Consider the following 25,553-nt stretch of genomic DNA (forward strand, 5'->3'; position numbering starts at 1 on the left):
TCCTGTCACCGGGCGGCAGGCGCCCGGTGACGGAGGATGACGTGGTGACCGACTCCCAGGACGAGGAACTGCTCACCATCGGCGCGTTCGCGGCGCGGGCCCGGCTGTCGGCCAAGGCCATGCGGCTGTACGACCGCCTGGGGCTGCTGGCCCCGGCGTACGTCGACGGGGCCAGCGGCTACCGCTACTACCGCGCCGGACAGGTGGAACGCGCCCGGCTGGTGGCCCTGCTGCGCCGGCTGGACATGCCGCTGGCCCGGATCGCCGAGGTGGTCGAGGCCGAGGGTGTACTGGCCGCCGACCGGCTCACCGCGTACTGGGCGGACGTCGAGGCGCGGGTGGCGGGGCAGCGGACGCTCGCCGAGTACCTCCGTGGACGGTTGTCGGGGAGGAGCTCCGAGATGTACGGAAAGTTCGTGGTCGAGACGGTCGACGTGCCGCGGCAGGTGGTGATCACCGAGTCCCGGCACACGCTGGCGCCTGAGCTGCCGGCCTGGATCGGTGCGTCGCTGGGGCGGTTGGAGGAGGCGGCCCGGGAGTGCGGCGGCGTGGTCGCGGCGCCGTTCGTCGTCTATCACTCCGAGGTGTCGATGGACAGCGACGGGCCGGTCGAGGCGTGCGTGCCGGTCGCCGACGAGGCGGCGGCGCGGGCGTGGGCCGAGGCGGCCGGGCGGGCCCGTCAGGCAGCGGTGCGGGTGGAGCCGGCGCGGCGGCTGGCGTACACCCGGATCACCAAGGCGCAGGTGGCGCATCCGCGGATCCTGGCCGCGTTCGAGGCGGTGGAGGAGTGGATGAGGGAGAAGGGGCTGTCGTACGACGGGCCCTGCCGGGAGGTGTACTTCGCGGACTGGGCCGCGGCCGGGGCCGAGGACCCGGTGTGTGACGTGGCGTTCCCCGTCGGGGAGTCGTAGGACGGGAGGCGTAGGAGGCGTCGGACGTGCGGTGACGGGAAGCGCCCTGGGCAGGACCGAGCCCTCTCGGCTAGGACGGCGAACTGGTCGAGAGGGCTCTTGTGGTCCTGCTGTGTAGTTGTCGTCGGGAGGCGTCAGGGAGGTTCTCTCCTTACGCCTTGACCGAGGCCACGAAGACGCTCCACGCGGTCGCGGGGAACGCGAGGACGGGGCCCTCGGTCACCTTGGAGTCCCGGACGGAGATTGCGGACAGGACAGGGGACTTGATCTCGACGCAAGCGCCGTTGCCCTGGGAGTACGAGGACTTGACCCACGTGTCCGTCGCGCCCTGCTTGATTGCCATTTTCGCTCCGGTAAGCAGTTGCTGAGTTGCTGTGATTGCGCCAACGTTCTTGCTCGATGGCGTGATCGACGCTACTCGCCAACATCGGCGCACGGAGCGGCTATTCACTCGACCGGCTGGCATATTCCAGTGAGGTCTTCCGCTCAGGCCGGGCGACGGTGTATCTTTCCGCGCCCGCGTCCCGGAGTGTTCAGCGGGCGTAGCTCTTCGCCACGTCCGAGAGGAATTCCCGGGTTTGGTCCACATTGAGGGCCTGTGCCCGCAAGTGCTCGTACATCACGCTGTACTTCTGCACGTCGAGCGGCTTCTCCAGGTAGAGGTCACTGGTGACACCCTCGATGTAGACCACGCTGGAGTCCGCGGCGTCCGGGAACTCCAGGATCGCGTACTGCCCGCTCACGCCGGGGTGCGCGCCCATCTGGAACGGGATCAACTGGACAGTGACGTGCGGCAGCTGGGACATCTCCAGCAGATGCTCCAGCTGGTCGATCATCACCTGTTTGTTGCCCACCTCGCGGCGTACGGCCGCCTCGTCCAGCACCGCCCACAGCCGCAACGGGTTCTCGGCGGCGGCAATACGTTCCTGCCGACGCAGTCGCACCTGCACGCGTTTGTCGATGTCGGTCGGCGTCGCCTCCGGCAGGGCGCCCTGGATCAGCGCCTCGGCGTACTGGCGGGTCTGCAGCAGGCCGGGCACTACCTGCGGGTCGTACACCCGAAGGCTCGCCGCGTCGGTCTCCAGGCCGATGTAGACGCTGTAGGGGATGTCGCCGAAGGAGTGCCACCAGCCCTGCTGGCGCGAGTCCTTGGCCATCTGCATCAGCGAGTCGACGATCCGGTGGTCCTCCACCTCGTAGACACCGCACAGGTCGCGGACGTCGCGCTGGCTGATGCTGCGCCGGCCGTTCTCCAGCCGGCTGATCTTCGACTGGGACACCAGCAGCCGCTCGGCGACCTCCTCGGCCGTCATGCCCTTGAGCTCGCGGAGCCGGCGCAGCTCCTGGCCCAGCCGGCGTCGCCTGACGGTGGGATTGACATTGGACGCCACGGGACGTGCACCTCCGGCTGCGTGCCTCGAACTTGCAACTATGCGTATCTGCTGTTGAGCAGACTGCCACCAAGGTCCTGCTTACCGCTGGGAAACAGCGGATATGCGGCGGGAACGCGGCGGGACGCCAGTTCGTACGAGGGTTACGCGAAGTCCCTGGAGACGCGGGCGCGCGGACTGGCCGTCGCGCGGGCACACGGCCGCGCGGGGCGGCCGGGGCCGTGCGTCGTCCCGACGACGGCTCCCACCGCCCCGCGCGGACCGCTGCGGCTCCCGGAACGGGTCTTGGGGACTCGACTGCGGCGCTGACGGTGCGTGGTGATGCCTGGTGCGTTGCCTGGTGGTGCGTGGTGCGTTGCCTGGTGGTGCGTGGTGCGTTGCCTGGTGGTGCGTGGTGCGTTGCCTGGTGGTGCGTGGTGATGCCTGTGGTGCTCGGTAGTACGGCGTGCCGGCGCGCTGCCGTGGGACTGCGGCTCAGTGGGCCACGGCGCGCGCCATCGTGCCGTGGTGCGGCTGCGCCGGGACACCCCGGACCGGTTCCGGCCTGGCTCCGGGGGCGGCCTGACGGCCGGCCGGGGCCGGGGCCGGGCTGCGACGGGGCTGTGCCGCCACGCCGTTCTGAACGTCCATCACGGCGTGCGCCACGAGGCCGCCCATCGGGTCGTGCCTGATCAGGTCCCGCAGCCGGGAGCGGGACGAGCGTCCCTCGTTGCCCGGATACAGGTGCTTGCCGAGACCGACCGCGTGGGCCAGTGCGGCGAGCGCCGCGGTCCGCGGGTCCGGCGGTACGCCGGTGCGGATCGCTGAATCCAGCCGGGCCCTGATCTCCCGGCTGATGGCGTTGTCCGTCGCCTGGTAACGAGTCGTCGGCAATACTCCGCACATCTGTCCGGCCACGGCGTGCACCATGCCGCACCGCTCCAGATGCGAGAGGTAGGTCTGGCGAAGCCCCAATCGTGGCCCGCCGATCCAGTGGACCGCCCGTACGGGGGCGCCGCGTCTGCGCAGCAACTCCAACGCGCAATCCAGTGTCGGATCTCCTGTCGGCCGTGGTACCACCACGGCGATACGATCCCCGTCCGGGGCTATCCGTCCGGCCAGCGCCAGCTCCACTAGCTGTGCTCCGGCCAGACCGAGGTCGAGCGACTGCGGCTGTGCAGTGGTACCCGTGGCCGGGTCCAGTGCCAGCAGCAGAAGCTCTTCCGGAAGTGTTCTGCGGCTCCTGCCCATCCATGCCTCCCCGCGTGGATGAATGACAGGGTGACCCCTCTCACATTGGTCTGTCGAGGGTGCGTGACCTGTTTGTAAGGGAACCAGTAGGTATGTCGTTCTCGTCTTCAGCGTTGGTCAGGTCCGCACACAGGACACTGGTACATGGTTCGGACAGCGCTTCGGGCAGTGCTGTGGGGGCGGTCGTCCGGACGGCGGTTCACGGTTCGGTACGCGCACGGAGGCGTGCGGCGCATGGAGGAGGCATCGGTGGCGGGCGAGTCCCCCGACAGTTCGAAGCAGCGCGAGTCGTCGGCAGAACCGACGTCGGGGAGCGCGAGTCCGGTTCCCGAGGCGAGGAGCGGCGCCACCGCCCGTGACCCACGGCTCGCCGTGGCGCGGGAGTCCGAGAACGGGCGCCCGGACACGGCGACTCGGGTGCTCTCGGTCAAGGAGCGGTCCGAGGAGGCGACACAGGGAGCTGCCGAGGAGACGGCTTCCGAAACGCCTTCCGGGGATGCGGCCTCCGAGGAGCGCGCGGGCCGTGCGGAGCGCGAAGGGGCCGAGGGCGACGCAGGGTCCGGCGACTCGGGCGACGACCGGCTGAGGGCGGCTGTGGCGGCCTGGGTGACCTCCGGCCCGGGCGAGGAGGGCTCCGCCGACGCCTCTGCCGGGAAGGCCGAGGGTGACGGCACCGAGGGCGCGGCGGACGACACGCACGCCGATGCCGAGGAGGCGCGGCGCAGCGCCGAGGCCGACGCCAAGGGCGCGAACGACGGCGCCCAGGACGCCCGTGAGGACGCCGAGGGCGACTCCCAGGACGCGCGACGCGGCACCTCGGACGACGCCGAGGACGCGCCGCACGGCAGCCCGGAGGACACCGACGACGCGCCGCACGACGCTGCGGGCGGCACCACGGACGCGCTCGACGCCGCCAACGGCGCCCGGGACGACGCGAAGGGCGACACCACGCCCACTGCCACCGCGGACGCCAAGGACACCACCGAGGGCGACGCCGGCGACTCCAGGGCTGACGCCGAGGACGCGCAGCACAGCGCCCGGGCGGATGCCGAGGACGCTCCGCACGCCGTCAACCGCGCCCGGGCGGACGCCAACGACGCTCCGCACGGCGCCGACCAAGCCCGGGACGACGCGAAGGGCGGGACCGCGCCCGCCGCCGAGGGCGAGGGCGAGCACGGCGGCTCCAAGGCTGACGCGCCGCACGCCGCCGACCGCGCCCGGGACGACGCGAAGGGCGGGACCGCGCCCGCCGCCGAGGGCGAGGGCGAGCGCGGCGGCTCCAAGGACACGGGCGGTGCCGTCCAGAACCCCCGGGGCGGCTCCCAGGACGAGGCGAAGGGCGATCCGAGGCTCGCAGCCGAGGGCACCGCCGAGGGCGGTCCCCGCACCGACGCCCGGCCCGGCTCCACGCCCGGCGCCAAGGGCGACTCCAAGAGCGCGCCCGGCGACTCCCGTGCCGACGCCCGGCCCGACGCCGAGGGCGACCGCGGCGGCGCCGAGCGCACCCCCGCTGCCGCGCCCGACGCCAAGGACGGTCGCGCCGGTGCCAAGTCCTCCCCCGCCGAAGCTCCCAAGGCCGACGCACCGCCCGGGGACCAGCCCACCGCCGTGTTCCGGGCCGTGAAGCCCGCCGTCGATCAGCCGACGACCATGCTGAAGCTGGGGGATGCCAGGAAGCCCGCTCCGAAGCCCGAGTCGGAGGCCGAGCGGACGAGCAAGTTCGTCGCGCTCAAGCCGCTGGACGACCCGTCGACGCGCAAGCCCCCGCCGGCCGCCGACGCGACGACCGCGCTGCCCAGGGTCCCCTCGGACAGGCCCAAGGCCCCCGCCGACGAGACCGCCTTCGTCCCGCAGGTCGGGCCGGAGCGGACGACGCAGCAGCCGTTGCCGCCGAAGCCGCCGCTGGACCTGCTGGCCGAGCTGACCAACACTCCGCCGCCGCCGCAGACTCCGCTGCGGACGGCCGCGCGGCGGGTCAAGATCTGGACGCCGCTGGTCCTGCTGCTGGTGGTCGCGTTTGCGGTCGCGCAGGCGGTCCGGCCGCTGCCTGCGCCGACGCTGGAGCTCACTGCCAAGGAGTCGTACAGCTTCGAGGGCGACGACGTCGCCCTGCCGTGGCCGAGCGAGGGTCAGGGCGCGATGGATGTCGCCGGCATCGGCACGATGGGCGGCTTCGGCGAGCAGAAGCCCGTCGCCATCGGCTCGGTCGCCAAGGCCATGACGGCGTACGTCATCCTCAAGGAGCACCCGCTGAAGGCCGGCCAGGAGGGACCGGAGATCGAGGTCGACGCGACGGCCGAGAAGGAGGGCGGGTACGACCAGCAGGGCAACGAGTCCACGCTGAACACGGTCAAGAAGGGCGACAAGCTCACCGAGCGGCAGGCCCTCTCGGCCATCATGATCCCGTCCGCCAACAACATCGCGCGGCTGGTGGCGCGTTGGGACTCCGGTTCCGAGGAGGCGTTCGTCAAGAAGATGAACGACACCGCCAAGGAACTCGGCATGACCGACACGACGTACACCGACCCGTCCGGGCTGAAGGAGACCACCGTCTCCACAGCCGCGGACCAGGTGAAGCTCGGCAACGAACTGGTGCGGATCCCGGCCCTGGTGGAGATCACCAAGCTCCCTGAGTGGGTCGACCCGTCCGGTCAGAAGTGGCGCAACTGGAACACCCTCGTGCCCTACGACGGCGCCATCGGCATCAAGACCGGCACCACCAGCGCGGCCGGCGGCAACCTGCTGTTCGCCGCCACCAAGGAGGTCGGCGGTGAGACGGTCACGGTGGTCGGCGCGATCCTCGGCCAGCACACCGCGCCGATCATCGACACGGTGAACGCCGTCAGCAGGACCGCGATGCTCGGCGCCCAGGAAGCCCTGGCCTCGGCGAAGATCCTCAAGAGGGGCGATGTCGTCGGGTACGTCGACGACCGGCTCGGCGGCCGGACGCCGGTCGTCGTCACGCAGGACGTCACCGCGGTCGGCTGGGCCGGCCACAAGGTGGAGCTGTCGTTCACCGCGGACGACGTACCGCACACCGCGAGGACCGGGACCAAGGTGGGCACGCTCACCGTGGGCGACGGCAGCGGCGGCGCGGTCGACGTGCCGGTGGCCCTCCAGTCGGACCTCGCCGAACCGGCCTTCCTGGACAAGCTGACCCGCGTCGCCTGACCGGGCAGCCCTTCACCGCCCCTCGCACCCCGTCGACGGAGCCCTCCCCGGGCAACCGTCGGCGGGGTGCGTGCTAGCGTCACGAAACGGGACAGGGTACCCGCGTACGGGACGGGAGCGGGAACGCCTCGTCACAGGGCCGGGAACGGCCGGGAAACGGGGTATGCGGGGGAGACCAGAAGACGGGACACGGGGAGCGCCACAGGTGGCCACTGCGGAGCCGACACGCACCGACGACACCGGTCCGGACCAGGGAGCCGGTCCGCGAATACGCGTGCCCGCCCGGCCGCCCGGCGGATCGCCGCGCGAACCGCGCGAAGCACGCGAACCGGACTCCCCTCACGAGCCCGACGCGCCGGACGCGCCGCCCGGCGTGACCATACGTGAGCGGCTGAAGCGGCCGGCACGGCATCCCGTCCTCCTCACCACCGTCGTCGCGGGAGTGCTCCACGTCACCTGGTTCTTCACGTTCGCGAACAGCGGAGGGGACCTCGCGGCGCAGGACGCCTGGGCCGAGTTCGTCGGCCGGCACCCGGACTCGGCGTACAACCTCGCCTGGTACGGCGGGATGCACCCGGTCTCGTACAGCGTGGTCTCGCCGTATCTGATGTCGCTGCTCGGGGTGCGGACGACGATGATGATCGCGGGGACGCTCTCCGCGGGGCTGCTGACGCTGATCCTGATGCGCAGCCGGGTGGTGCGGCAGCCGCTGTGGGCCGGGCTCGCGGGGGTGTTCGGGCTGCTGTGCAACGCGGCGTCGGGGCGGGTGACGTTCGGACTCGGCACGCTGTTCGCGCTGGGCGCGGTCGCGGTGGTGTTCTGCTGGCCGTACCGCTGGCGTTACAAGCGGTGGGCGAAGGCCCTGTGCGCGGCGCCGCTCGCCGCCCTCGCCACGATGTCCTCGCCGGTCGCGGGGCTGTTCGTGGGGCTGGTAGCGGTCGCGCTGTTCCTGCAGAAGCGGCGGCCGGGCGCGTGGGCGCTGGGGCTGGCGCCGACCGCGGTGGTGGCGGTGTCGGCGTGGGCGTTCCCGTTCTCCGGCACCCAGCCGATGTCCTTCGGGTCGGCCCTGCTGCCCGTGGTCTACGCGGCGCTCGTCTTCCTGCTGGTCCCGCGCGACTGGACGACGGTCCGCATCACCTCGGCCGTGTACGGCCTGTCGGTGCTGCTGGTGTGGCTGATCAGCTCGCAGATCGGGTCGAACATCACGCGGCTTTCGATGCTGTTCGCGGGGGTGGCGCTGCTGGCCGCGTTGCCGTTCGCGGTGCCGCGTTCGCGCAAGTGGTACGCGATCGCGGTGGCCTTCACCGGGTTCGTCGTCTGGATCGGCTACAAGTCGGTCGACGACGTGGTCCATACGACGCCGCGGGCGTCCTGGGCGCGTGAGCTGGCCCCGCTGGTCAACGAGCTCCAGGAGGTCGCCGCCGGGAAGGGCCGCGTCGAGGTGGTCCCGGCCCGCTCCCACCGCGAGGCCTCCGCGCTCGCCCCGTACGTCAACCTCGCCCGGGGCTGGAACCGGCAGGCGGACATGGAGCGCAACCCGCTCTTCTACGACGACACCCTCAACTCGGCCAACTACCACGAGTGGCTCAAGCGCTGGGCCGTGCACTACGTCGTACTGCCCAAGGACGAGCCGGACGGGGACGGCGGTGAGCGGGAGCGGCAGCTGGTGCAGCGCGGGCTGCCGTATCTGACGCAGGTCTGGGGGGACGCGAACTGGCAGCTGTTCGAGGTGACCGACCCGGCCCCGCTCGCCGATCCGCCGGCCACCGTCGAGCGGGCCGAGCAGGGCGAGATGACGCTGCGGGTGGAACAGCCGGGCCGGGTGCTGATCCGGGTGCCGTACTCGCCGTGGCTGAAGCTGGTCGACACGAAAGGCGAGGGGGTTCAGGCGCCGCAGGAGACGGAGGCCTCCAAGGACCGGCCCGAGGGCACACCGAAGACCTACCGGAACGTGAACGGCTGTCTGATGGAGACCGAGGAGGACGCCGAGGGCGACAAGTGGACGGTGCTGGTCGCGCCGCGCGCGGGGACGTACCGGCTGGCGTCGCCCTACGAACTGCCGCGGGGGACGCCGTGCCCGGAGGAGCTCAGGTGATCAGCGGAGCCGGTCGACGTACCGGTCCGTGCCCGGCACGGTGGGGATGAAGGGGGCGACCAGCTCCGTACGGCCCAGTTCCCGGGGTACGTCGAGGTCGCTGAAGTGCTCCTCCCAGCAGTCCCTCGGGTCCGCCTCCAGGAACCACAGCAGGGTCAGCCGGGTGTCGACGCCCTCGACCTGCTTGACGTAGGTCATGCGGTCGCCGGGCAGCGGCACCGGGCGGAAGACGGTCACCAGGGCGGCCGGGGAGTTCCTGAGCCGCCTGGGGAGGTGGCGGCCGCGCAGCCAGTCCAGCAGTGCGGCGCGCCGCTGTGGCGACTCGGCGTCGACGACCTGGAGGACGAGTCCCGCGTAGGGGTGGTCGAGGGCGTGGAAGTCGCGGGGCCCGGCGGCGCCGTCACGGTAGACGGTCGCCTCGTGGTCCTGGAACGCGGTGAAGACGTGGGTGCGGGCGTGGTGGACGCGGGCGTCGCGGTTGAGGCGCTTGTTGATCGCGACGGTCCACCGCATGTGGTCGGCGTGGCGGCCCTCGGTGATCCAGTACGTGGAGAGGTAGCAGCCGGCGGTGACGGGCTGGGCGATCGCCGACTTCTCGGGGTGGCGCAGGAGTTGCAGGTCGCGGGTGGCGACCCAGCGGCGGCCGGCGTACATCCAGGGCATGGCCATCGCGCCGGCGTAGTAGTGGTCGTCCTCGTACCAGCGGTTGTAGGCGTACTCGTGGCCCGGGTGCGGCTCGACCATGGTGATCAGGGCGTGGCCGGGGTGGACGCCGTAGGGGCCGACGGCGGCCAGCCCGGCGTAGAGGTCGCTGCGGGTCTCTTCGGACATCGAACCTTCCCTCCTCCTGCGCTCCCCCATACTCTGACGCTCCGTCAGATGACATGCCAGACCCAGGGAGGCCCCATGTCGCTGCTCTCCGCAAAGACAGTCGTCGTCTCGGGCGTCGGAGCCGGACTCGGGCACCAGGTCGCGGCGGCCGTCGTCCGGGACGGTGGGAACGCGGTTCTGGGCGCGCGGACCGAGGAGAACCTCGCCAAGAGCGCCGCCGCGATCGACCCGGGCGGGGCGCACACCGCGTACCGCGCGACGGACATCACCGACGAGGGGCAGTGCGCGGCGCTGGCCGGGCTGGCGCGGGAGCGGTTCGGGGGGATCGACGCGGTGGTCCATGTCGCCGCCTGGGACAGCTACTTCGGCGGGCTCCAGGACGCCGACTTCGCCACCTGGCTGTCGGTGCTCGACGTGAACCTGCTGGGCTCGCTGCGGATGACGCGGGCGTGTCTGCCGGGAATGAGGGAGCGCGGCGCCGGGTCGGTGGTGTTCATCGGGACGCAGTCGGCGGTGGCGGCACCGTCGCAGGTGCGGCAGGCGGCGTACGCGGCGTCGAAGGGGGCGCTGACCAGCGCGATGTACTCGCTGGCACGGGAGCTGGGTCCGCACCGGATCCGGGTCAACACCGTGCTCCCGGGCTGGATGTGGGGCCCGCCGGTGCAGGCGTACGTGCGGTTCACGGCGCACACCGAGGGGGTGCCGGAGGAGGAGGTGCTGGCGCGCCTGACGGACCGTATGGCGTTGCCGGAGCCGGCCACGGACGGGGACGTGGCGGACGCGGTGGCGTTCCTCGCCTCGGACCGGGCGCGGGCCGTCACGGGGCAGTCGTTGCTGGTCAACGCGGGGGAGCTGATGCGCTGACCTCTTCACCAGTGTTCAAGTAGATGAACGTAGGTCATCGTGCAGAACTTTTTTGCTTGCTCTTGACCTTCCACTTGCTTGTCGTGCCCGCGTCGACGCACCCACGATGAGCGGGCCGTTCACCAGGCGGATCCCGGAAGGTTGACACATGAACAGTCTCGACTGGGCCGTGCTCATCGGCTACTTCGGCGTGATGGTCGCGATCGGCGTGTGGTCGCACAAACGCGTCGACAACGTCAGCGACTTCTTCACCGCCGGCGGCAAGATGCCGTGGTGGCTGTCCGGTATCTCGCACCACATGTCGGGATACAGCGCGGTGATGTTCACCGGGTACGCGGGGATCGCCTACACGTACGGGGTCACGTCGTTCGTGACGTGGTCCTTCCCCATCGCGCTGGGCATCGCCATCGGGTCGAAGCTGTTCGCTCCCCGGATCAACCGGCTGCGCTCCAGACTCCATGTGGCCTCCCCGCTGGAGTACCTGAAGAACCGTTACGACCTGAAGACGCAGCAGGCTTTGGCCTGGTCCGGGATCCTGCTGAAGATCGTGGACGTGGGCGCCAAGTGGGCCGCGATCGCCACCCTGTTGTCGGTCTTCACCGGCGTCTCCCTGAACCAGGGCATCCTCATCACCGGTGTCGTCACCGGCATCTACTGCACGATCGGCGGACTGTGGGCCGACGCGCTGACCGAGCTGGGGCAGTTCGTGATCCAGCTCCTCGCCGGTGTCGCGATGTTCGTCGCGGTCGTGGTGAAACTCGGCGACTACGGCGGCTTCTTCGGCGTCTGGGACCGGCCGGAGCTGGCCGGCCACGAGAAGCCGCTGGTGGGGCCGTACGGCACGGTGTTCCTGCTGGCGTTCCTGTTCATCAAGCTCTTCGAGTACAACGGCGGCATGCTCAACCAGGCCCAGCGCTACATGGCGACCCCGAACGCCAAGGAGGCCGAGCGGTCGGCACGGCTGTCGGCGGTGCTGTGGCTGGTATGGCCGCTGGTGCTGTTCTTCCCCATGTGGATGTCGCCGCTGCTGGTCGACGCGCAGAAGCCGGACGGCTCCGACTCGTACGCCCTGATGACCGAACAGCTCCTGCCGCACGGCCTGTTGGGCCTGGTCATCGTCGGCTTCTTCTCGCACACGATGGCCATGTGCTCCTCGGACGCGAACGCGATCGCCGCCGTCTTCACCCGGGACGTCGCACCGGTGCTGTCGGCGAAGGCACGCACCTGGTCGGAGCGGTCCGGGCTGATCAGCGCGCGGCTGACGACCGTGGTGTTCCTCGCGCTGTCCATGGCGGTGGCGACGCAGGTGAACTCGCCGACGTTCAAGGACATCATCACCGTGGTCATCAAGTGGGTGGCCGGTCTGATGGGACCGATCGCCATCCCGATGATGCTCGGCCTGCTGCGCCCGTTCCGCCGCTCCGGCCCGACGGCGGCGCTCACCAGCTGGGCGGCGGGGCTGCTGGCCTTCTGGCTGGTCAACTACCCGATCAACTGGAGCGTCGAGGGTGGGGTGCCGCTCCAGTACCAGGTGTCCATCCCGCTGGCGGTGTCGCTGGTCCTGTACATCCTCATCGGCTACCTGAAGCCGGAGGACACACCGGATCGGCTGGCGGTCATCGAGAAGATCAACACGGACGACGACAGCGCGGCGGCGACGGTGCCGGCGCAGGGCGGCGGCGTGGAGGACGGCCTCGGCGCGGGGGTCAAGGACTAGCTGAGCGCACGTCACCCCGGGTACGGCGCAGGGCCCCGCTCCTCCGGGAAGCGGGGCCCTGCGCCGTCTGCCGGCCGGCGTCAGCCGCGCAGCACGCGGCCCTGCTTGTCGGTGCGGTCCTTGCTGGTGAGGAACAGGATGCCGTCGATCAGCGCCCAGAGACCCAGGCCACCGCAGGTGAGCAGCTGCGCCACACCCACGCCGACGGAGCCGACGTAGAAGCGGCCGATGCCGAGGGTGCCGAGGAAGATCTGGAGGATGCCCGCGACGATCTTGGACTTGTCCGAGTACGGGCGGCCGAGCGGGTCGACACCGTACGGGGCGTCGGCGGTGGGGACGGTCATGTGAACTGCTCCTGAGAAGTACGCGAAGGGCCGGAACGGGGAGTTCCGGCAGCAGGAGGCAGCCGTCACCGACCAGGTCCGCATCCTGCGGACGTGTCCTGAATACACCCGCACATGACCTCGTCACGCCCGGCCGTCCCCCCGATGACCAGGAGCATATGGAGACGACCGAGCCCAAAGGGAGTGGCGTGAAGCGATTGTGCCTGTTCCGTGATCAAGACCATCGGGCCTGTTGTCAGCGGACGTTGCGGGCGACCGTCCAGACCACGGCGGCGGTGAGGATCAGCGCCTGGGTCCGCCGGCCGATGCGTGGCCGCCAGTGCCGGCCACGCAGCCCCTCCCGGATCCAGCAGCCCAGCAGCGCGAGCGCGAAGGGTGAGGCGAGCAGCAACGCCCGGTTGTCCAGCCAGGCGGCGTCGAACCGGCCGTGCATCAGGTCGTACACCATGCGGGTGCCGCCGCAGGCGGGGCAGAGCAGCCCCGTGACGAAGTGGAACGGGCACCGCGGCAGGAGTTGCCCCGCCTGGTGCGGGTCGGTGCCGTAGAGGTGGACGGATCCGGCCGCCCCGGCGGCGAGCACGGCGAGCGGAGCCGTGGCCGGATGTCTCGGCAGGAGCCGAAGAAGCTGGCCGCGGCGGGGCGGACGGACCGTCTCAGCCACGCAGGACGCGTCCTTGGGCATCGGTGTGGTCGCCGGTCAGCAGGAGGATCGCGTCGATCAGCGCCCAGATGCCCAGTCCGCCGCAGGTGAACAACTGGCCCAGAGCCATGCCCACATGGCCTGTGTAGAAGCGTCCGACACCGAAGCAGCCCAGGACGAACTGGAGCACGCCCGCGACGATCTTCGACTTGTCGGAGTACGGGCGTCCGTAAGGGTCGTAGCCGTAGGGCGCGTTGGGGTCACCGGTGTAGGTGCCGGGCGGGACGGGACCGGCATAGCCGGGCTGCTGCTGGTACTGGTGGGGATAGCCGTACGGGCCGGGCTGGCCGCCCGGGTAGGGCCCCGAGCCGGGGTAGCCGTACCCGGACGGCGGGGGCTGAGGCGGCTGCTGCGGCTGCTGCGGCTGCTGCGGCTGTTCGGACACGTGAGGATTCTCCCGTTGGTGATCGCATAAAAGGCAAGTGAGATGAACGAAGGTCATCTTGCAGGAGTGAACCGCCGGGAGGAAAGCCGCGCCCGCGGGTCAGGACCTCGGATAGCGGGCCAGCCAGGCCGGGGACGCGGTGGCCGGGGTGTGGAGGGCCGGGCCCTGGGTCATTTCCATGGCGAAGTCGTCGGCCAGTTCGAGGATCGTGGCGCGGCCCTCCAACTCGGCCAGCCAGGCCGGGGGCAGGGCGGTCTCGCCGTGCAGGGCGCCGAGGAGGCCGCCGGTGAGGGAGGCCGTCGCGGCGGAGGGGCCGTCGTGGTTGGCGGCGAGGCGCAGGCCGTGGCGTACGTCCTCGCCCACCAGGGCGCAGTAGACGGCGGCGGAGACAAGCCGGTCGGCGGTGCCGTCACCGGCCAGGTCGGCGACGCGGTCCGGTGTCGGGATGCCCTGCCGTACGGCGCCCAGCGCATGCTGGAGGGCGGCGGAGACCGGCTGGTGGCCGGGCCGGGCGGCGAGCAGCGCCAGCGCCCGCTGCACGGCGCCGTCGAGGCTCTCGCCGCGCGCCAGGGTGTGCACGATGGCGGCGTACGCGCCCGCCGCGAGGTAGGCGGTGGGGTGACCGTGGGTCTGGGCGGCGCACTCCACGGCGAGCTGGACGACGAGTTGCGGCTCCCAGCCGACGAGCAGCCCGAAGGGCGCGGAGCGGGCGGCGGCCTCGGGGCCGGTCTCGCCGGGGTTCTTGGGGGCCTCCAGCGTGCCCATGATCTCGTCGCCGAGTCCGAGCAGCAGGATGCGGGCGGGGTCCCGGCGGGCATACAGCCACTCCTCGCGGGCCAGCCATCCGTCGTCCTTGCGGCGCTCGTCCGGGCCCCAGTCGCGCTGGGTGGCGGCCCAGCGCAGGTACGCCCGGTGCAGGTCGGTCGGCGGGTGCCAGGCGCCGGTGTCGCGGCGGACCTGGGCGCGGATCAGCCCGTCGACGGAGAAGAGGGCGACCTGGGTGAGGTGGGTGACGGCGCCGCGTCTGCCGTAGGCCGGGGCGAGGTCCACGACGCCCTCCGGGCCGTGCGCCGCCCGGATGCCGTCGATGTCCAGCCGGTCGACGGGCGCGCCCAGCGCGTCCCCCACGGCGGCACCGAGCAGCGTCCCGCGCACCCGGCTACGGAAGTCCTGCTGCTCGGCACGACCCCACACGGCGCCCGCTGTCGCATCCACCAGACCTCCCCAGGGCACCGTCCGTACGTACGACAGCTCAGCACTGTATGCGACGGGGAACGGTCCGTTCAGGGGGCGGATCGGTATGCGGGATCTGCTGGAAGTGGTCGTGATTGGTCGCTTATGAGCCGTACCGCGTCACATTGCGGCTGCGAGCACAGCCCTGCCTCGGCCTCCGCCGCATCGCGGATCACCCTGATCCCGGCGATCGCCTCGGACGGGTCCCGGTCTCCGGTGTCCACGAGTCGCTCCCGCTCCCGCAGGCGCTCAGCCCGCACCGGTTGGCGTTCCATCGCGACGAACACCGCCCAGGAGTGCACGAACGCGCGCAGAGGCGCCAGGCTCCGGGTCTGCTGGGCGCGTTGGTCGTGGCCTCGGAAAGGTGCTGCGTGAGGGCGGGAAGCCGGCTCGGGGCAATGCGGGCGACCGCGCGCCGCAGCGCGTCCGGGGTCAGCTCGGCAGGGAAATCGGCGGACCGGTTACCGGCATCTCCTACGCCGCCTCTCGAGCGGGGTGGCGGCAGTCGCGGCAGCGGCCCGGGGTGGGTGAGCGGAAGGCTCGGTCGCAGCCGTCGCAGGTCTGGAGGGGGGCCGGATGGGCAGGTGGCCGGTCGGGCTCGAAGGGGGTGACGGCGGGAGGCAGCAGAGCCGTGAGGCGGTGGGCCAGGAACCCCGCGGGGTGGCGTACGCCTTCCCGGGGCAGTCCGGCCGCGAGGGTTCGTTGTACGTCGTCGGGGGTGACACCCCGCTCCAGCCAGGTGACGACGGCGGGGATGAGACGGCGTAGGTCGCGTTCGGCGAGGTGGAGGCGGGGGTCGCGGGCGTGTAAGCCGGCCAGTACGGCCCGGGCGGTGCGGTGGGCGGGCAGGTCAGGTGCGGGCGGGGCCGGATGTTCCGGCTCCTTCGGGTCCGGGGTCTGCGCGGGGCGCGGTGCGGGCGCGATGGCGCGGGACGCGTGCTTGCGGGGCTTGTTGTACGAGGTCGTGCGCGTGATGATCCGGCCCGACGGCAGGCGCTCCTTGGTGCGCGACAGGTACCCGTGCTTCTCCAGCTCCCGCAGTGCCGAGGCGATCCGCGTCTCGCCCTCGGGGAACTTGGCCGCCAGGACCTTGATGCCGACCAGGGCTCCGTCCGGCAGCGACTGGATGTGGGTGGCCAGACCGATCGCCGTCAGCGAGAGGTCGGGGTGCTGGGCCAGATGATTTCCGACGACGGTGAACTCCTCGTCGTGGCGTGCTTCCACGTGGGCGACTCCGAGGTGGGAACGGACGGATCGGGGGCGCGCGTGCGCGCTAAGGTGCTTCTCAGTCATCGGGAAGGCTCTTCTTCCTGGGTGATCAGGCCCTCGTCCGGGATGGCAGTCCCGGCGGGGGCCGATTCGTTGTGCGGGGTCTGGTGAAGTCGACGGTGCCCGACCAACTCGGCGCGCCGCCAGTCGAACTGGTGGTGATCACCCGAACAGGTGACCAGGGGTGCGGTTGATGACGGGCTGGGTGGGGCGGGGTGGGTTCTTTCCCTGGTTCTTTGTCTTTGGCGTCGGGCCCGACCGGGTCACAGGTCACCTCGATCCGGGGGCATTTCGGCCCATACGGTCTTGCCGCCGGCCGGTGCCTGGTCGACGCCCCAGCGGTCCGCGTACGCCGCGACGATCAGGAGGCCCCGTCCCGACTCCGCGCACTCCGCGCCCGCTTCCTGGATGTGCGGGAGCCGGACACCCCGGGCGTCGGTCACCTCGACGCGCAGGGTGCCGTCCTCGTACAGCCTCAGCGCCAGCCTGAAGTCGCGGCCCAGGACCCGACCGTGCGTCACGGCGTTCGCGGCCAGCTCGGCGACGACGTGGGCGGAGCCGTCCAAGTACGTGCCCCACTCCTCCAGTTGTCGCTCCGTCAGCAGGCGGGCGAGGCGTGCGCCCCTGCGGGTGGCGGACAACAGGACCGTGAAGTGGTGGGTGAGGCTGACGACTTGCGGGGGGAATTTCTGGCTCATGTCACCCAGCGTGGTCATCCGCTCCTACTCTGAACAGCAACGGCCTCAGTACGTTCCGTGACTGTCCGGACGCTGAGCGGTGTCGTACGGCTCGTACAGAGGGAGGGGAAGACGCGTGGAGGACGAGGAGGCCGCGGCCGTTCTCAGGGCGGTCGGCCGGCAGATCAAGGTGTGGCGCGAGGCCGCCGGGATGAGGCAGGCGGAGTTCGGGGCCGCGATCGGGTACGGGGAGGAAATGGTCTCGTCCGTGGAGCGGGCGCGGCGGATTCCCAAGCCCGACTTCCTGGACAAGGCCGATGAGGTGCTTGGGGCGGAGGGGAAGATCTCCGCGATGAAGGAGGACGTCGAGAAGGCCCGGTATCCGAAGAACGTCCGGGACTTGACGAAGCTGGAGGGCGAGGCTGTCGAGCTAGGGGCGTACACCACCCAGCACATCCATGGCCTGTTGCAGACGCCGGACTACGCACAGGCGGTGTACGAGTTGCGGCGGCCGGCCTACGCGGAGGACGAGATCGAACGCCATGTTGCCGCGCGCATGGCTCGGAAGGCCGTCTTCGAACGAACGCCCCGACCGCTGGTCACATTTGTCCAGGAAGAGGTGACGCTACGTCGGCCGACCGGCGGCACAATGGTGTTGCGAAATCAGCTCGAACATTTGCTGGAGATGGGCCAGTTGCGGCACGTCTCGATCCAGGTGATGCCCACGGACCGTGAGGATCACTCAGGCCTGAGCGGGCCGTTCCGGCTGCTGAAACTGCAGGACGGCAAAACAGTGGGGCACTTGGAGGTCCAGTTGCACAGCCGAGTGATCAGCGACCCTCGGGAAGTCCAGGTCCTGGAGATGCGCTATGGAATGATCCGGGCGCAGGCTCTCTCGCCCCGGGAGTCGCTCGCCTTCGTCGAAAAAGTGCTGGGAGAAGTGACATGACCACCGCCCCACTGGAGTGGTTCAAGAGCAGCTACAGCAGCGCCGACGGCCCCGACTGCGTCGAGGTCGCCATATCCCACCCCGCCATCCACGTCCGCGACTCCAAGGACCCGCGCCGCACCCCCCTCACCTTCGGGCCGCAGGCCTGGAGCGACTTCGTGGAGCGCACTCGTTAGCTTGGGCATGCCCCGACGCTGGTAGAGAATAGGCATGTCCACAACCACCTCAGGCACCACCAGACGCACCCTCCCCCTGGCCGCCACGGTCCTCACCGGCACCCTGGCCCTCTACATCGCCTTCGTCGCCTTCGGGAACATCACGGACTTCGGCACCAATCAGGACTTCGTCCGGCATGTTCTCGCCATGGACACCACGTTCAAGGACGACGACCTGATGTGGCGGGCCGTCACGGACACCGCGCTCCAGGACGCGGCGTACGTCGCGATCATCGTGTGGGAGACCGTCGCCGCGCTCGTCCTCGTCGCCGGTACCTGGGTCTGGGCCCGCGGCCCGCACCCGCTGGCGCGGCGGATATCGACGTACGGGCTGCTGATGGTGATGCTGCTGTTCGGCGCCGGGTTCCTCGCGATCGGCGGTGAGTGGTTCGCGATGTGGCAGTCGCAGGACTGGAACGGGCTGGACGCCGCGACCCGGATCTTCCTGGTCAGCGGTGTCGTCCTGCTGGTGAACCACCTGCCCATGGGCCAGGCCGACCCCACTACTTGACGACCGTGACCTTCGTCCCCGCCGTCCCGAACGTCCACAGTGCCGAGCTGTCCGCCGACTTCATGCGGATACCGCCGGTCTGTGTGCCGGACGCGGCCGGCGGGGGCGAGGAGCCGTCCACCGCGGCGGAGAAGGCGATGTTGACGCCGGACTTCGCGGCGAAATAGACGATGTGCTCGATCTCCACGCCGTCCGAGCCCGTGGTGGCGTCCGTCCGGGTCCCGACCGTGTACGTGCCGGGGTCGGGGTCGACCGTGCCGGGCCACACCGTGAACGTGCGGCGGGGGCTGTCACTGGCGTCGACCAGCCACACCCGCCGCTCCCCCAGCGCGTAGACGATCCGCCGGCCGGTCCCGGAGCCGTCGGGTACGACCGGCGGGGCCGGCTTGCTGGGCTTGGGCTTGGCGCTGACGGACGCCGAGGGGCTGGGCCGGGCCGCCGCGGCCGTGGGGCGCTGCCCCTGCCCGGCCTGCACGGCCAGCACGACGACCGCCGCGATCGCCCCCGCGGTCAGGCCGGACACCCAGGCCCAGGAGGGAAGCCGTCGGGCAGGCACGGGCACGCATCTCCTCAGTCTCCGACCCCCGACACACCGAGGGTCGGATCATCGTACTGTGCGTGCCTGAACGCCCCTCCCTCAGTCCAGCACCGGCAGCAGCTCCGGCAGGTGGCCGTCGGAGGCCGCCGCCGCCCGCTGCCGCTCCTCGGGGACCTCGCCGTACAGAGTGGTGCGGGGACGGGCCGGACGGCCCGCCGCCTCGGCCACCGCCACCAGGTCGCGCACCGACTTGTAGGAGCCGTAGGACGAGCCCGCCATGCGGGAGATCGTCTCCTCCATGAGGGTGCCGCCCAGGTCGTTGGCGCCGGAGCGGAGCATCTCCGCCGCACCCTCCGCGCCCAGTTTGACCCAACTTGTCTGGATGTTCGGGATGTGGGGGTGGAGGAGCAGCCTCGCCATCGCCGTCACCGCCCGGTTGTCCCGCACCGAGGGGCCGGGGCGGGCGATGCCCGCCAGGTACACCGGGGCGTTCGTGTGGATGAAGGGGAGCGTGACGAACTCCGTGAAGCCGCCCGTCCGCTGCTGGATGCCGGCCAGCGTGCGCAAGTGGCCCAGCCAGTGGCGGGGCTGGTCCACGTGGCCGTACATCATCGTGGACGAGGAGCGGATGCCCAGTTCGTGGGCCGTGGTGACGACCTCGATCCAGGTCGCCGTGGGCAGCTTGCCCTTGGTCAGGATCCAGCGGACCTCGTCGTCCAGGATCTCCGCCGCCGTACCGGGGATGGAGTCCAGGCCCGCCTCCTTGGCGGCGGTCAGCCACTCCCGGACGGACATCCCCGTCCGGCTCGCGCCGTTCACCACCTCCATCGGCGAGAAGGCGTGCACGTGCATGCCGGGGACGCGCTCCTTGACCGCCTTCGCGATGTCGAAGTACGCCGTCCCGGGCAGGTCCGGGTGGATGCCGCCCTGCATGCAGACCTCCACCGCGCCCACGTCCCAGGCCTGCTGGGCGCGGTCCGCCACCTGGTCCAGGGACAGCGTGTACGCGTCGGCGTCCGTGCGGCGCTGCGCGAAGGCGCAGAAGCGGCAGCCGGTGTAACAGACGTTGGTGAAGTTGATGTTGCGGGTGACGATGTACGTCACGTCGTCGCCGTTCACCGACTTGCGCACGTCGTCGGCGATGCGGGTCAGGGCGTCCAGCGCCGGGCCGTCCGCGTGCAGCAGCGCCAGCGCCTCCTCGTCCGTCAGGCGCGTCGGGTCGTCCGCCGCCGTCCTCAGCGCCGCGCGCACGTCCGTGTCGATGCGCTCCGGCACCATGCCGGGGGCGGCCGCCTCGCGCAGGGCGCCCCAGTCGCCGTACACCTCGTCGAAGTCGTCGCGGCGGTCCGAGGTGCGGCCCTCGGTGTCGATCGTGGTGTGCAGGTCCGTACGGCCGGACGAGACGAACGCCTCGTCCGGCTCCTGCCAGGGCAGCCCCTCGGGCAGCGCCCCGGCACGCGCGAGGCCCGTCTCCGGGTCGGCGAGGGCCGCGACATGCGGGCGCAGGCGCGGGTCCAGCCAGGGCTCGCCGCGGCGCACGAACTCCGGGTAGACACAGAGGCGTTCGCGCAGTTCGAAACCGGCCGCCGCCGACTTCTCTGCCAGCTCCTCGATCTGCGGCCAAGGGCGCTCGGGGTTGACATGGTCGATGGTCAGCGGGGAGACGCCGCCCCAGTCGTCGATGCCGGCGCCGATCAGCCGCTCGTACTCCGCGTCCACCAGGTTGGGCGGGGCCTGGAGGCAGGCCGACGGGCCCATGATGTGCCGGGCCACCGCCACCGTCGCGACCAGTTCGTCCAGTTCGGCGTCCGGCATGCCGCGCATCGCCGTGTCCGGCTTGGCGCGGAAGTTCTGGATGATCAGTTCCTGGATGCCGTGGTAGGCCCGGGAGACGCGGCGGAGCGCGAAGAGGGACTCGGCGCGCTCCTCGTAGCTCTCGCCGATGCCGATGAGGACGCCGGAGGTGAAGGGGACCGAGGAGCGGCCCGCGTCCTCCAGCACCCGAAGCCGTACGGCGGGTTCCTTGTCCGGGGAGCCGTGGTGCGGGCCGCCGGGCTCCGACCAGAGGCGCTCGGCCGTCGTCTCCAGCATCATGCCCATGCTCGGCGCCACGGGCTTCAGACGCTGGAAGTCCGTCCAGGTCATGACGCCCGGGTTGAGGTGGGGCAGCAGGCCCGTCTCCTCCAGGACGCGGATGGAGATGGCGCGGACGTAGGCGATCGTGTCGTCGTAGCCGTGCGCGTCGAGCCACTCGCGCGCCTCGGGCCAGCGGTCCTCGGGCTTGTCGCCGAGGGTGATGAGGGCTTCCTTGCAGCCGAGGGCCGCGCCCTTGCGGGCGATGTCGAGGACCTCGTCCGGCGACATGAACATCCCGTGCCCGGCGCGGCGCAGCTTGCCGGGCACGGTGACGAACGTGCAGTAGTGGCACTTGTCCCGGCACAGCCGGGTCAGGGGGATGAAGACGCTCTTCGAGTACGTGATGACGCCGGGTCGGCCGGCCGCTTCCAGTCCCGCGTCCCGCACCCGGGCGGCGGACGCGGCGAGGTCGTCGAGGGCCTCGCCGCGGGCCTGGAGCAGTACGGCCGCTTCGGTGACGTCGAGGGCGACGCCGTCACGGGCGCGTTTGAGGGCGCGACGCAGGGAGTTCTCGGTGGGGCCGGTTCCGGAGGTCGCGGAAGTCGTCATTCTTCGAGCATACGGTCGAGCTGATCAGTGCCCGGCGGTCACGCCAGGAAGCCGCCGTACCCGTCCAGCGCCCGCAGCACCTCCGCCTCACCGGCCGGCGGCAACTGCACGACGACCTCCTCGATGCCCAGCTCCGCGTAGTGCGCGAGCTTGCCCGGGGTGGCGGAGACGGCGTACGGGACGACCTGGAGGGCGGACGGGTCGCGGCCCGCGTCGGACCAGGCGGCGCGCAGCCGGGGCAGCGACTCGGACAGGCCGCGCCCGCCGATCGGCAGCCAGCCGTCGGCGTACTCGCAGATGTGCGTGAACAGCTTCGGGCCCGCGGCGCCGCCGACGAGCGTGCGGGGGCCCACGACCGGGCCGCGCGGCTTCTGCACGGGCTTGGGGTGCGCGTGGCTGGCGCGCACGCTGCCGAACTCGCCCTCGTAGCCGACCGGTTGCTCCGACCACAGGGCGTGCATCAACGCCATCCGGTCCCGGACCAGTTCGCGTCGCGTCCGCCACTCGACGCCGTGGTCGGCGGCCTCCTCGACGTTCCAGCCGTAGCCGAGGCCCAGCGTGAAGCGGCCGCCGGAGAGGTGGTCCAGGGTCGCGATCTGCTTGGCCAGGTCGATCGGGTCGTGCTGGGCGACCAGCGTGATACCGGTGCCGAGGCCGAGGTGCTCGGTGACGGCGGCGGCCTGGCCGAGGGCGACGAAGGGATCGAGGGTCCGGCCGTACTCGGGCGGCAGGTCGCCGCCCGCCGGATACGGAGTGGTCCGCTCGACCGGGATGTGGGTGTGCTCGGGCAGATACAGCCCGGCGAAGCCCCGCTGCTCCAGCTCACGGGCGAGCCGGGTCGGGGCGATGGTCTCGTCCGTGAGGAAGATGGTGACGGAGATGCGCATGCCCCATCTCTACCCGGGGAACGTCCATCTGTCCATACCGACTGGTCGGGATCACGCTTGGTACAAGGTGTTCCGGAGTTCACGCCGGGCGCCCATGCTGGTCGACATGTGTGACGACGACGCAGGGATCGGAAGACGCACGCTGTTCGTGACGGGGACCGCCGCCGCGCTTACGCTCTCGGGTGTGAGCTTCGCGGCGGGCGCCGGCCGGCAGCAGACGAAGACCGTGCGGGGCACCCTCCCGCCCGGTTCACCCGACTTCGTGTACGTGCCGGTGGACATCCCCGCCGGAGTACGGGAGCTCAAGGTCGCCTACACCTACGACCGCCCCTCGGTCCCCGCCGGCACGGCGGGCAACGCCCTCGACATCGGCATCTTCGACGAGCGCGGCACCGACCTGGGCGGCCAGGGCTTTCGGGGCTGGTCGGGCGGGGCGCGCACGGAGTTCTTCCTCCGGGCCGACGAGGCGACCCCCGGCTACCTCCCGGGCCCGGTGCGGCGCGGCACGTGGCACATCGCGCTGGGCCCCTACACGGTGGCGCCGCAGGGGCTGACGTACGAGATCACGATCACGCTGACGTACGGCGAGCCCGGTGATGGGCCGAACGTGGTGTACCCGCCGGAGCGGGCCAGGGGGCGGGGCCGGGACTGGTACCGGGGCGACTGCCATCTGCACTCCTGGCACTCCGACGGCCGCCGCACACCCGCCGAGATCGGGGCGCTGGCGCGGGCGGCCGGGCTGGACTTCGTCAACAGCTCGGAGCACAACACCCACTCCGGGCACGCACACTGGGCCGACGTCGCGGGCGAGGACCTGCTGGTGATGCTGGGCGAGGAGATCACCACCCGCAACGGCCACGTGGTCGCGCTCGGCACCGACCCCGGCGCCTTCGTCGACTGGCGCTACCGGGCCCGCGACAACCGCTACGGCCGGTTCGCCCGCCAGGTCCGCAAGGCCGGCGGCCTGGTCGTCCCGGCCCACCCGCACTCCAACTGCATCGGATGCAACTGGAAGTTCGGCTTCGGCGAGGCGGACGCGATCGAGGTGTGGAACGGCCCCTGGACGCCCGACGACGAGATGGCGCTGGCCGACTGGGACAGCATGCTGGTCGCGTCCGCGCGCGCGGAGGGGCGGGAGGCCGGGCGGGACTGGATCCCGGCGATGGGCAGCAGCGACGCCCACCGGGACCCGGACGTCGTCGGCCACCCGCAGACCGTCGTCCTCGCCGACGACCTGACCCGCGAGGCCGTCCAGGAGGGCATCCGCGCGGGCCGCTCCTACGTCGCCGAGTCCCGGAACGTGTCCCTGTCCTTCACGGCGTCCGGCGGGCGGGCCCGGCACGCGGGCATCGGCCAGCGGTTGAAGGTCGACCGGGAGACGCCGGTGACGGTACGCCTGGAGGTGAGCGGGGCGCCGCGGTGCGTGGTCCGCTTCGTCACCGACCAGGGCGCGCTGCACACCAGCGCCCCGCTGCCGGTGTCCGGCGCGGGCGTCGTGGAGTGGCGCACCACGCCCTCGTACGCGGCGTACGTCCGCGCCGAACTGCGCCACGAGACGGCTCTCGGCCCGCTGCCGGGCGCAATGGCGGCGTTCACGAACCCGATCTTCCTGGGCCGCGCGTGAGGTGACCTACAGGGCCAGGTCCGCGACGACGGCCAGGTGGTCGGAGGGCCAGACGCCGTCCACCGGGCCGTCGCCCGCGCGCCGGACCGAGCGGACGTGGCCGAGTCCGTCCGGGCCGGGCGGGCCGACGTGGACGTAGTCGATGCGGGCGCCGGGCGTGTGGCCGGCTGCCACGTAGGGGTTCGCCGGATCCCAGGTGTGGGACGGGGCGGCGGGGTCGGCGTACTCCCAGGCGTCGAGCAGGACTTGGCGGGGGACTGCCGGGGCGGTGCGGTAGCCGCCGAAGAGGCGGATCTCGTCCGAGTCGGGCCAGGCGTTGAAGTCGCCGGTGACGACCGGCGGGTACGGGGTGCCGCCCCGGTGCTCGGCGACGAACTCGGCGAGCGCGCCGACCTGGCGGCAGCGGGTGGCCGACGCGTGCAGCTGCGAGGTGAGATGGGTGGTGAAGAAGGGCACGTTGTACGAAGGTGTGGCCAGGCGGGCGTAGAGGGCCAGGCGGCCGTCGTCGACCTCCGTGGGCGCCGGGAGGGGGAGGACGGCCTGTTCGGTGATCGGCCAGCGGCTGAGGACGGCGTTGCCTATGCCGACCGTGGGATCGCCGATGCGTCGCTGCCAGCGCTCGGGGGCGTGCGAGGGGGCCCAGGTCCAGTGCAGACCCAGTTCGCCGGCCAGCCACTCGGCGAGGTTCTCGCCGCCGACCTCCCACACCTCCTGAAGGCCCACCACGTCGGGACGCAGCTCGCGCAGCGCGCCGAGGATCGCCTTCTGCCGCTGTGCCCAGGGCCCGAACCGCCACCACAGGTTCCAGGTCACGACCCGCATGCCCACCGTCCTCGTCGCGCCGCGTTGCGAGGACCATTGAAGCAACACCCGCGCCGTCACGACACAGGAGTCGCCACACCGATGAGCCGCATCGACGACCTCAGATTCCGCGTCGCCACGACCTTCCAGCGCCGCGTCCTCAACCCCGTCCTGCGCCGGGTCCCCCTCCAGACCCTGCTGGAGACCACCGGCCGTGTCTCCGGTCTCCCCCGCCGCACCCCGGTGGGCGGGCGCCGCGTCGGCGACTCCTTCTGGCTGGTCTCCGAATTCGGCGACCGCTCCCAGTACGTCCGCAACATCCGCGCCGACCCGAGGGTGCGGGTGCGGCTCGGCGGACGGTGGCACGAGGGGAGCGCCCACCTGCTGCCGGACGACGATCCGAAGGCCCGGCTGCGGGACCTGCCGATGATGAACAGCTCGGCGGTGCGGGCCATCGGCACGAACCTGCTGACGGTGCGGGTGGACCTGGGGGACGGCGAGGCCCGCCCCTGACGGCCGTTCGGG

The 25,553-nt window shown here is 71.5% G+C and carries 24 protein-coding genes; 10 read left to right on the forward strand and 14 right to left on the reverse strand.

The annotated features are described in order from the left end of the window. The first annotated feature begins 26 nt into the window (after positions 1–26). On the forward strand, positions 27–911 hold the full coding sequence (locus tag ACFV6X_RS24185) for a MerR family transcriptional regulator (RefSeq protein ID WP_385386648.1): 885 nt from the start codon (positions 27–29) through the stop codon (positions 909–911). A 151-nt stretch (positions 912–1,062) separates the two neighbouring features. Here the strand turns inward: ACFV6X_RS24185 and ACFV6X_RS24190 are convergent, their stop codons facing one another. From ACFV6X_RS24190 to ACFV6X_RS24200, 3 genes are all read right to left on the reverse strand, one after another. Then, positions 1,063–1,254, reverse strand: a complete 192-nt coding sequence (locus ACFV6X_RS24190; RefSeq protein WP_141311170.1) for a DUF397 domain-containing protein — start codon at positions 1,252–1,254, stop codon at positions 1,063–1,065. Positions 1,255–1,444: 190 nt separating this feature from the next. Then, positions 1,445–2,302 carry a helix-turn-helix transcriptional regulator gene (locus ACFV6X_RS24195; RefSeq protein ID WP_365450112.1) on the reverse strand — a complete coding sequence of 286 codons (858 nt, stop codon included), beginning with the start codon at positions 2,300–2,302 and terminating at the stop codon, positions 1,445–1,447. Between the two features lie 474 nt (positions 2,303–2,776). Then, positions 2,777–3,532, reverse strand: coding sequence for a GPP34 family phosphoprotein (locus ACFV6X_RS24200; protein WP_385386651.1), 756 nt, complete (start codon positions 3,530–3,532; stop codon positions 2,777–2,779). Between the two features lie 234 nt (positions 3,533–3,766). Between ACFV6X_RS24200 and ACFV6X_RS24205 the strand changes: the two genes are divergently transcribed. Continuing rightward, positions 3,767–6,703: a D-alanyl-D-alanine carboxypeptidase gene (locus tag ACFV6X_RS24205; RefSeq protein ID WP_385386653.1), complete on the forward strand. Its 2,937-nt coding sequence runs from the start codon at positions 3,767–3,769 to the stop codon at positions 6,701–6,703. Between the two features lie 205 nt (positions 6,704–6,908). Further along, positions 6,909–8,798 (forward strand): MFS transporter, encoded by a 1,890-nt coding sequence (locus ACFV6X_RS24210; RefSeq protein ID WP_385386655.1) that lies wholly within the window; start codon positions 6,909–6,911, stop codon positions 8,796–8,798. Here the strand turns inward: ACFV6X_RS24210 and ACFV6X_RS24215 are convergent, their stop codons facing one another. Further along, complete coding sequence (locus ACFV6X_RS24215; RefSeq protein ID WP_385386657.1) at positions 8,799–9,629, reverse strand: hypothetical protein; 831 nt, start codon at positions 9,627–9,629, stop codon at positions 8,799–8,801. It lies immediately after the preceding gene. 75 nt (positions 9,630–9,704) lie between these two features. Between ACFV6X_RS24215 and ACFV6X_RS24220 the strand changes: the two genes are divergently transcribed. Beyond that, complete coding sequence (locus ACFV6X_RS24220) at positions 9,705–10,493, forward strand: SDR family oxidoreductase (protein WP_385386659.1); 789 nt, start codon at positions 9,705–9,707, stop codon at positions 10,491–10,493. Positions 10,494–10,641: 148 nt separating this feature from the next. Further along, positions 10,642–12,210: a sodium:solute symporter family protein gene (locus tag ACFV6X_RS24225; protein WP_385386661.1), complete on the forward strand. Its 1,569-nt coding sequence runs from the start codon at positions 10,642–10,644 to the stop codon at positions 12,208–12,210. Between the two features lie 80 nt (positions 12,211–12,290). Here ACFV6X_RS24225 and ACFV6X_RS24230 read toward each other — a convergent pair whose 3' ends face one another. From ACFV6X_RS24230 to ACFV6X_RS24255, 6 genes are all read right to left on the reverse strand, one after another. Then, complete coding sequence (locus ACFV6X_RS24230; protein WP_385386663.1) at positions 12,291–12,554, reverse strand: TM2 domain-containing protein; 264 nt, start codon at positions 12,552–12,554, stop codon at positions 12,291–12,293. Between the two features lie 235 nt (positions 12,555–12,789). Continuing rightward, positions 12,790–13,215, reverse strand: a complete 426-nt coding sequence (locus ACFV6X_RS24235) for a DUF2752 domain-containing protein (protein WP_385386665.1) — start codon at positions 13,213–13,215, stop codon at positions 12,790–12,792. Further along, entirely contained in the window at positions 13,208–13,639 is a 432-nt protein-coding gene (locus tag ACFV6X_RS24240; protein WP_385386667.1) for a TM2 domain-containing protein, read from the reverse strand. Before ACFV6X_RS24240 ends, ACFV6X_RS24235 begins: the two co-directional genes overlap by 8 nt. 99 nt (positions 13,640–13,738) lie before the next feature. Further along, positions 13,739–14,854 (reverse strand): ADP-ribosylglycohydrolase family protein, encoded by a 1,116-nt coding sequence (locus ACFV6X_RS24245; RefSeq protein ID WP_385386668.1) that lies wholly within the window; start codon positions 14,852–14,854, stop codon positions 13,739–13,741. Between the two features lie 492 nt (positions 14,855–15,346). Continuing rightward, positions 15,347–16,165 (reverse strand): helix-turn-helix domain-containing protein, encoded by an 819-nt coding sequence (locus ACFV6X_RS24250; RefSeq protein ID WP_385386670.1) that lies wholly within the window; start codon positions 16,163–16,165, stop codon positions 15,347–15,349. A gap of 239 nt (positions 16,166–16,404) precedes the next feature. Continuing rightward, on the reverse strand, positions 16,405–16,839 hold the full coding sequence (locus ACFV6X_RS24255) for an ATP-binding protein (protein ID WP_385386672.1): 435 nt from the start codon (positions 16,837–16,839) through the stop codon (positions 16,405–16,407). 115 nt (positions 16,840–16,954) lie between these two features. On the opposite strand from ACFV6X_RS24255, the gene ACFV6X_RS24260 reads away from it, so the two are divergent. The 3 genes from ACFV6X_RS24260 to ACFV6X_RS24270 are packed head-to-tail and all read left to right on the forward strand — an operon-like array spanning position 16,955 to position 18,493. Then, complete coding sequence (locus ACFV6X_RS24260) at positions 16,955–17,767, forward strand: helix-turn-helix transcriptional regulator (protein WP_385386674.1); 813 nt, start codon at positions 16,955–16,957, stop codon at positions 17,765–17,767. Beyond that, on the forward strand, positions 17,764–17,943 hold the full coding sequence (locus ACFV6X_RS24265) for a DUF397 domain-containing protein (RefSeq protein WP_385386676.1): 180 nt from the start codon (positions 17,764–17,766) through the stop codon (positions 17,941–17,943). The genes ACFV6X_RS24260 and ACFV6X_RS24265 overlap by 4 nt, the downstream gene beginning before the upstream one ends. 34 nt (positions 17,944–17,977) lie before the next feature. Beyond that, entirely contained in the window at positions 17,978–18,493 is a 516-nt protein-coding gene (locus tag ACFV6X_RS24270) for a DUF2165 domain-containing protein (RefSeq protein WP_385386677.1), read from the forward strand. Here the strand turns inward: ACFV6X_RS24270 and ACFV6X_RS24275 are convergent. The 3 genes from ACFV6X_RS24275 to ACFV6X_RS24285 form a co-directional block, all read right to left on the reverse strand. Continuing rightward, positions 18,486–19,055, reverse strand: coding sequence for a hypothetical protein (locus ACFV6X_RS24275; RefSeq protein WP_385386679.1), 570 nt, complete (start codon positions 19,053–19,055; stop codon positions 18,486–18,488). The two genes, ACFV6X_RS24270 and ACFV6X_RS24275, sit on opposite strands and share 8 nt — an antisense overlap. A 75-nt stretch (positions 19,056–19,130) precedes the next feature. Further along, the gene (locus ACFV6X_RS24280; protein WP_385386681.1) at positions 19,131–21,716 is read right to left on the reverse strand and encodes a bifunctional FO biosynthesis protein CofGH; all 2,586 of its coding nucleotides are present in this window, start codon (positions 21,714–21,716) and stop codon (positions 19,131–19,133) included. A 38-nt stretch (positions 21,717–21,754) separates the two neighbouring features. Then, positions 21,755–22,603 carry an LLM class F420-dependent oxidoreductase gene (locus ACFV6X_RS24285; RefSeq protein WP_385386683.1) on the reverse strand — a complete coding sequence of 283 codons (849 nt, stop codon included), beginning with the start codon at positions 22,601–22,603 and terminating at the stop codon, positions 21,755–21,757. Between the two features lie 106 nt (positions 22,604–22,709). Here ACFV6X_RS24285 and ACFV6X_RS24290 point away from each other — a divergent pair, with 106 nt between their 5' ends. After that, positions 22,710–24,227 (forward strand): CehA/McbA family metallohydrolase, encoded by a 1,518-nt coding sequence (locus tag ACFV6X_RS24290; RefSeq protein WP_385386685.1) that lies wholly within the window; start codon positions 22,710–22,712, stop codon positions 24,225–24,227. 6 nt (positions 24,228–24,233) lie between these two features. Here ACFV6X_RS24290 and ACFV6X_RS24295 read toward each other — a convergent pair whose 3' ends face one another. Continuing rightward, a complete protein-coding gene (locus ACFV6X_RS24295; protein WP_385386687.1) occupies positions 24,234–25,049 on the reverse strand; it encodes an endonuclease/exonuclease/phosphatase family protein in 816 nt (271 codons plus the stop codon). An 81-nt stretch (positions 25,050–25,130) separates the two neighbouring features. Here ACFV6X_RS24295 and ACFV6X_RS24300 point away from each other — a divergent pair, with 81 nt between their 5' ends. After that, entirely contained in the window at positions 25,131–25,541 is a 411-nt protein-coding gene (locus ACFV6X_RS24300) for a nitroreductase/quinone reductase family protein (protein WP_385386689.1), read from the forward strand. Positions 25,542–25,553: the final 12 nt, after the last annotated feature.

The sequence above is a fragment of the Streptomyces sp. NPDC059861 genome, from assembly GCF_042731435.1.
Lineage (GTDB): Bacteria > Actinomycetota > Actinomycetes > Streptomycetales > Streptomycetaceae > Streptomyces.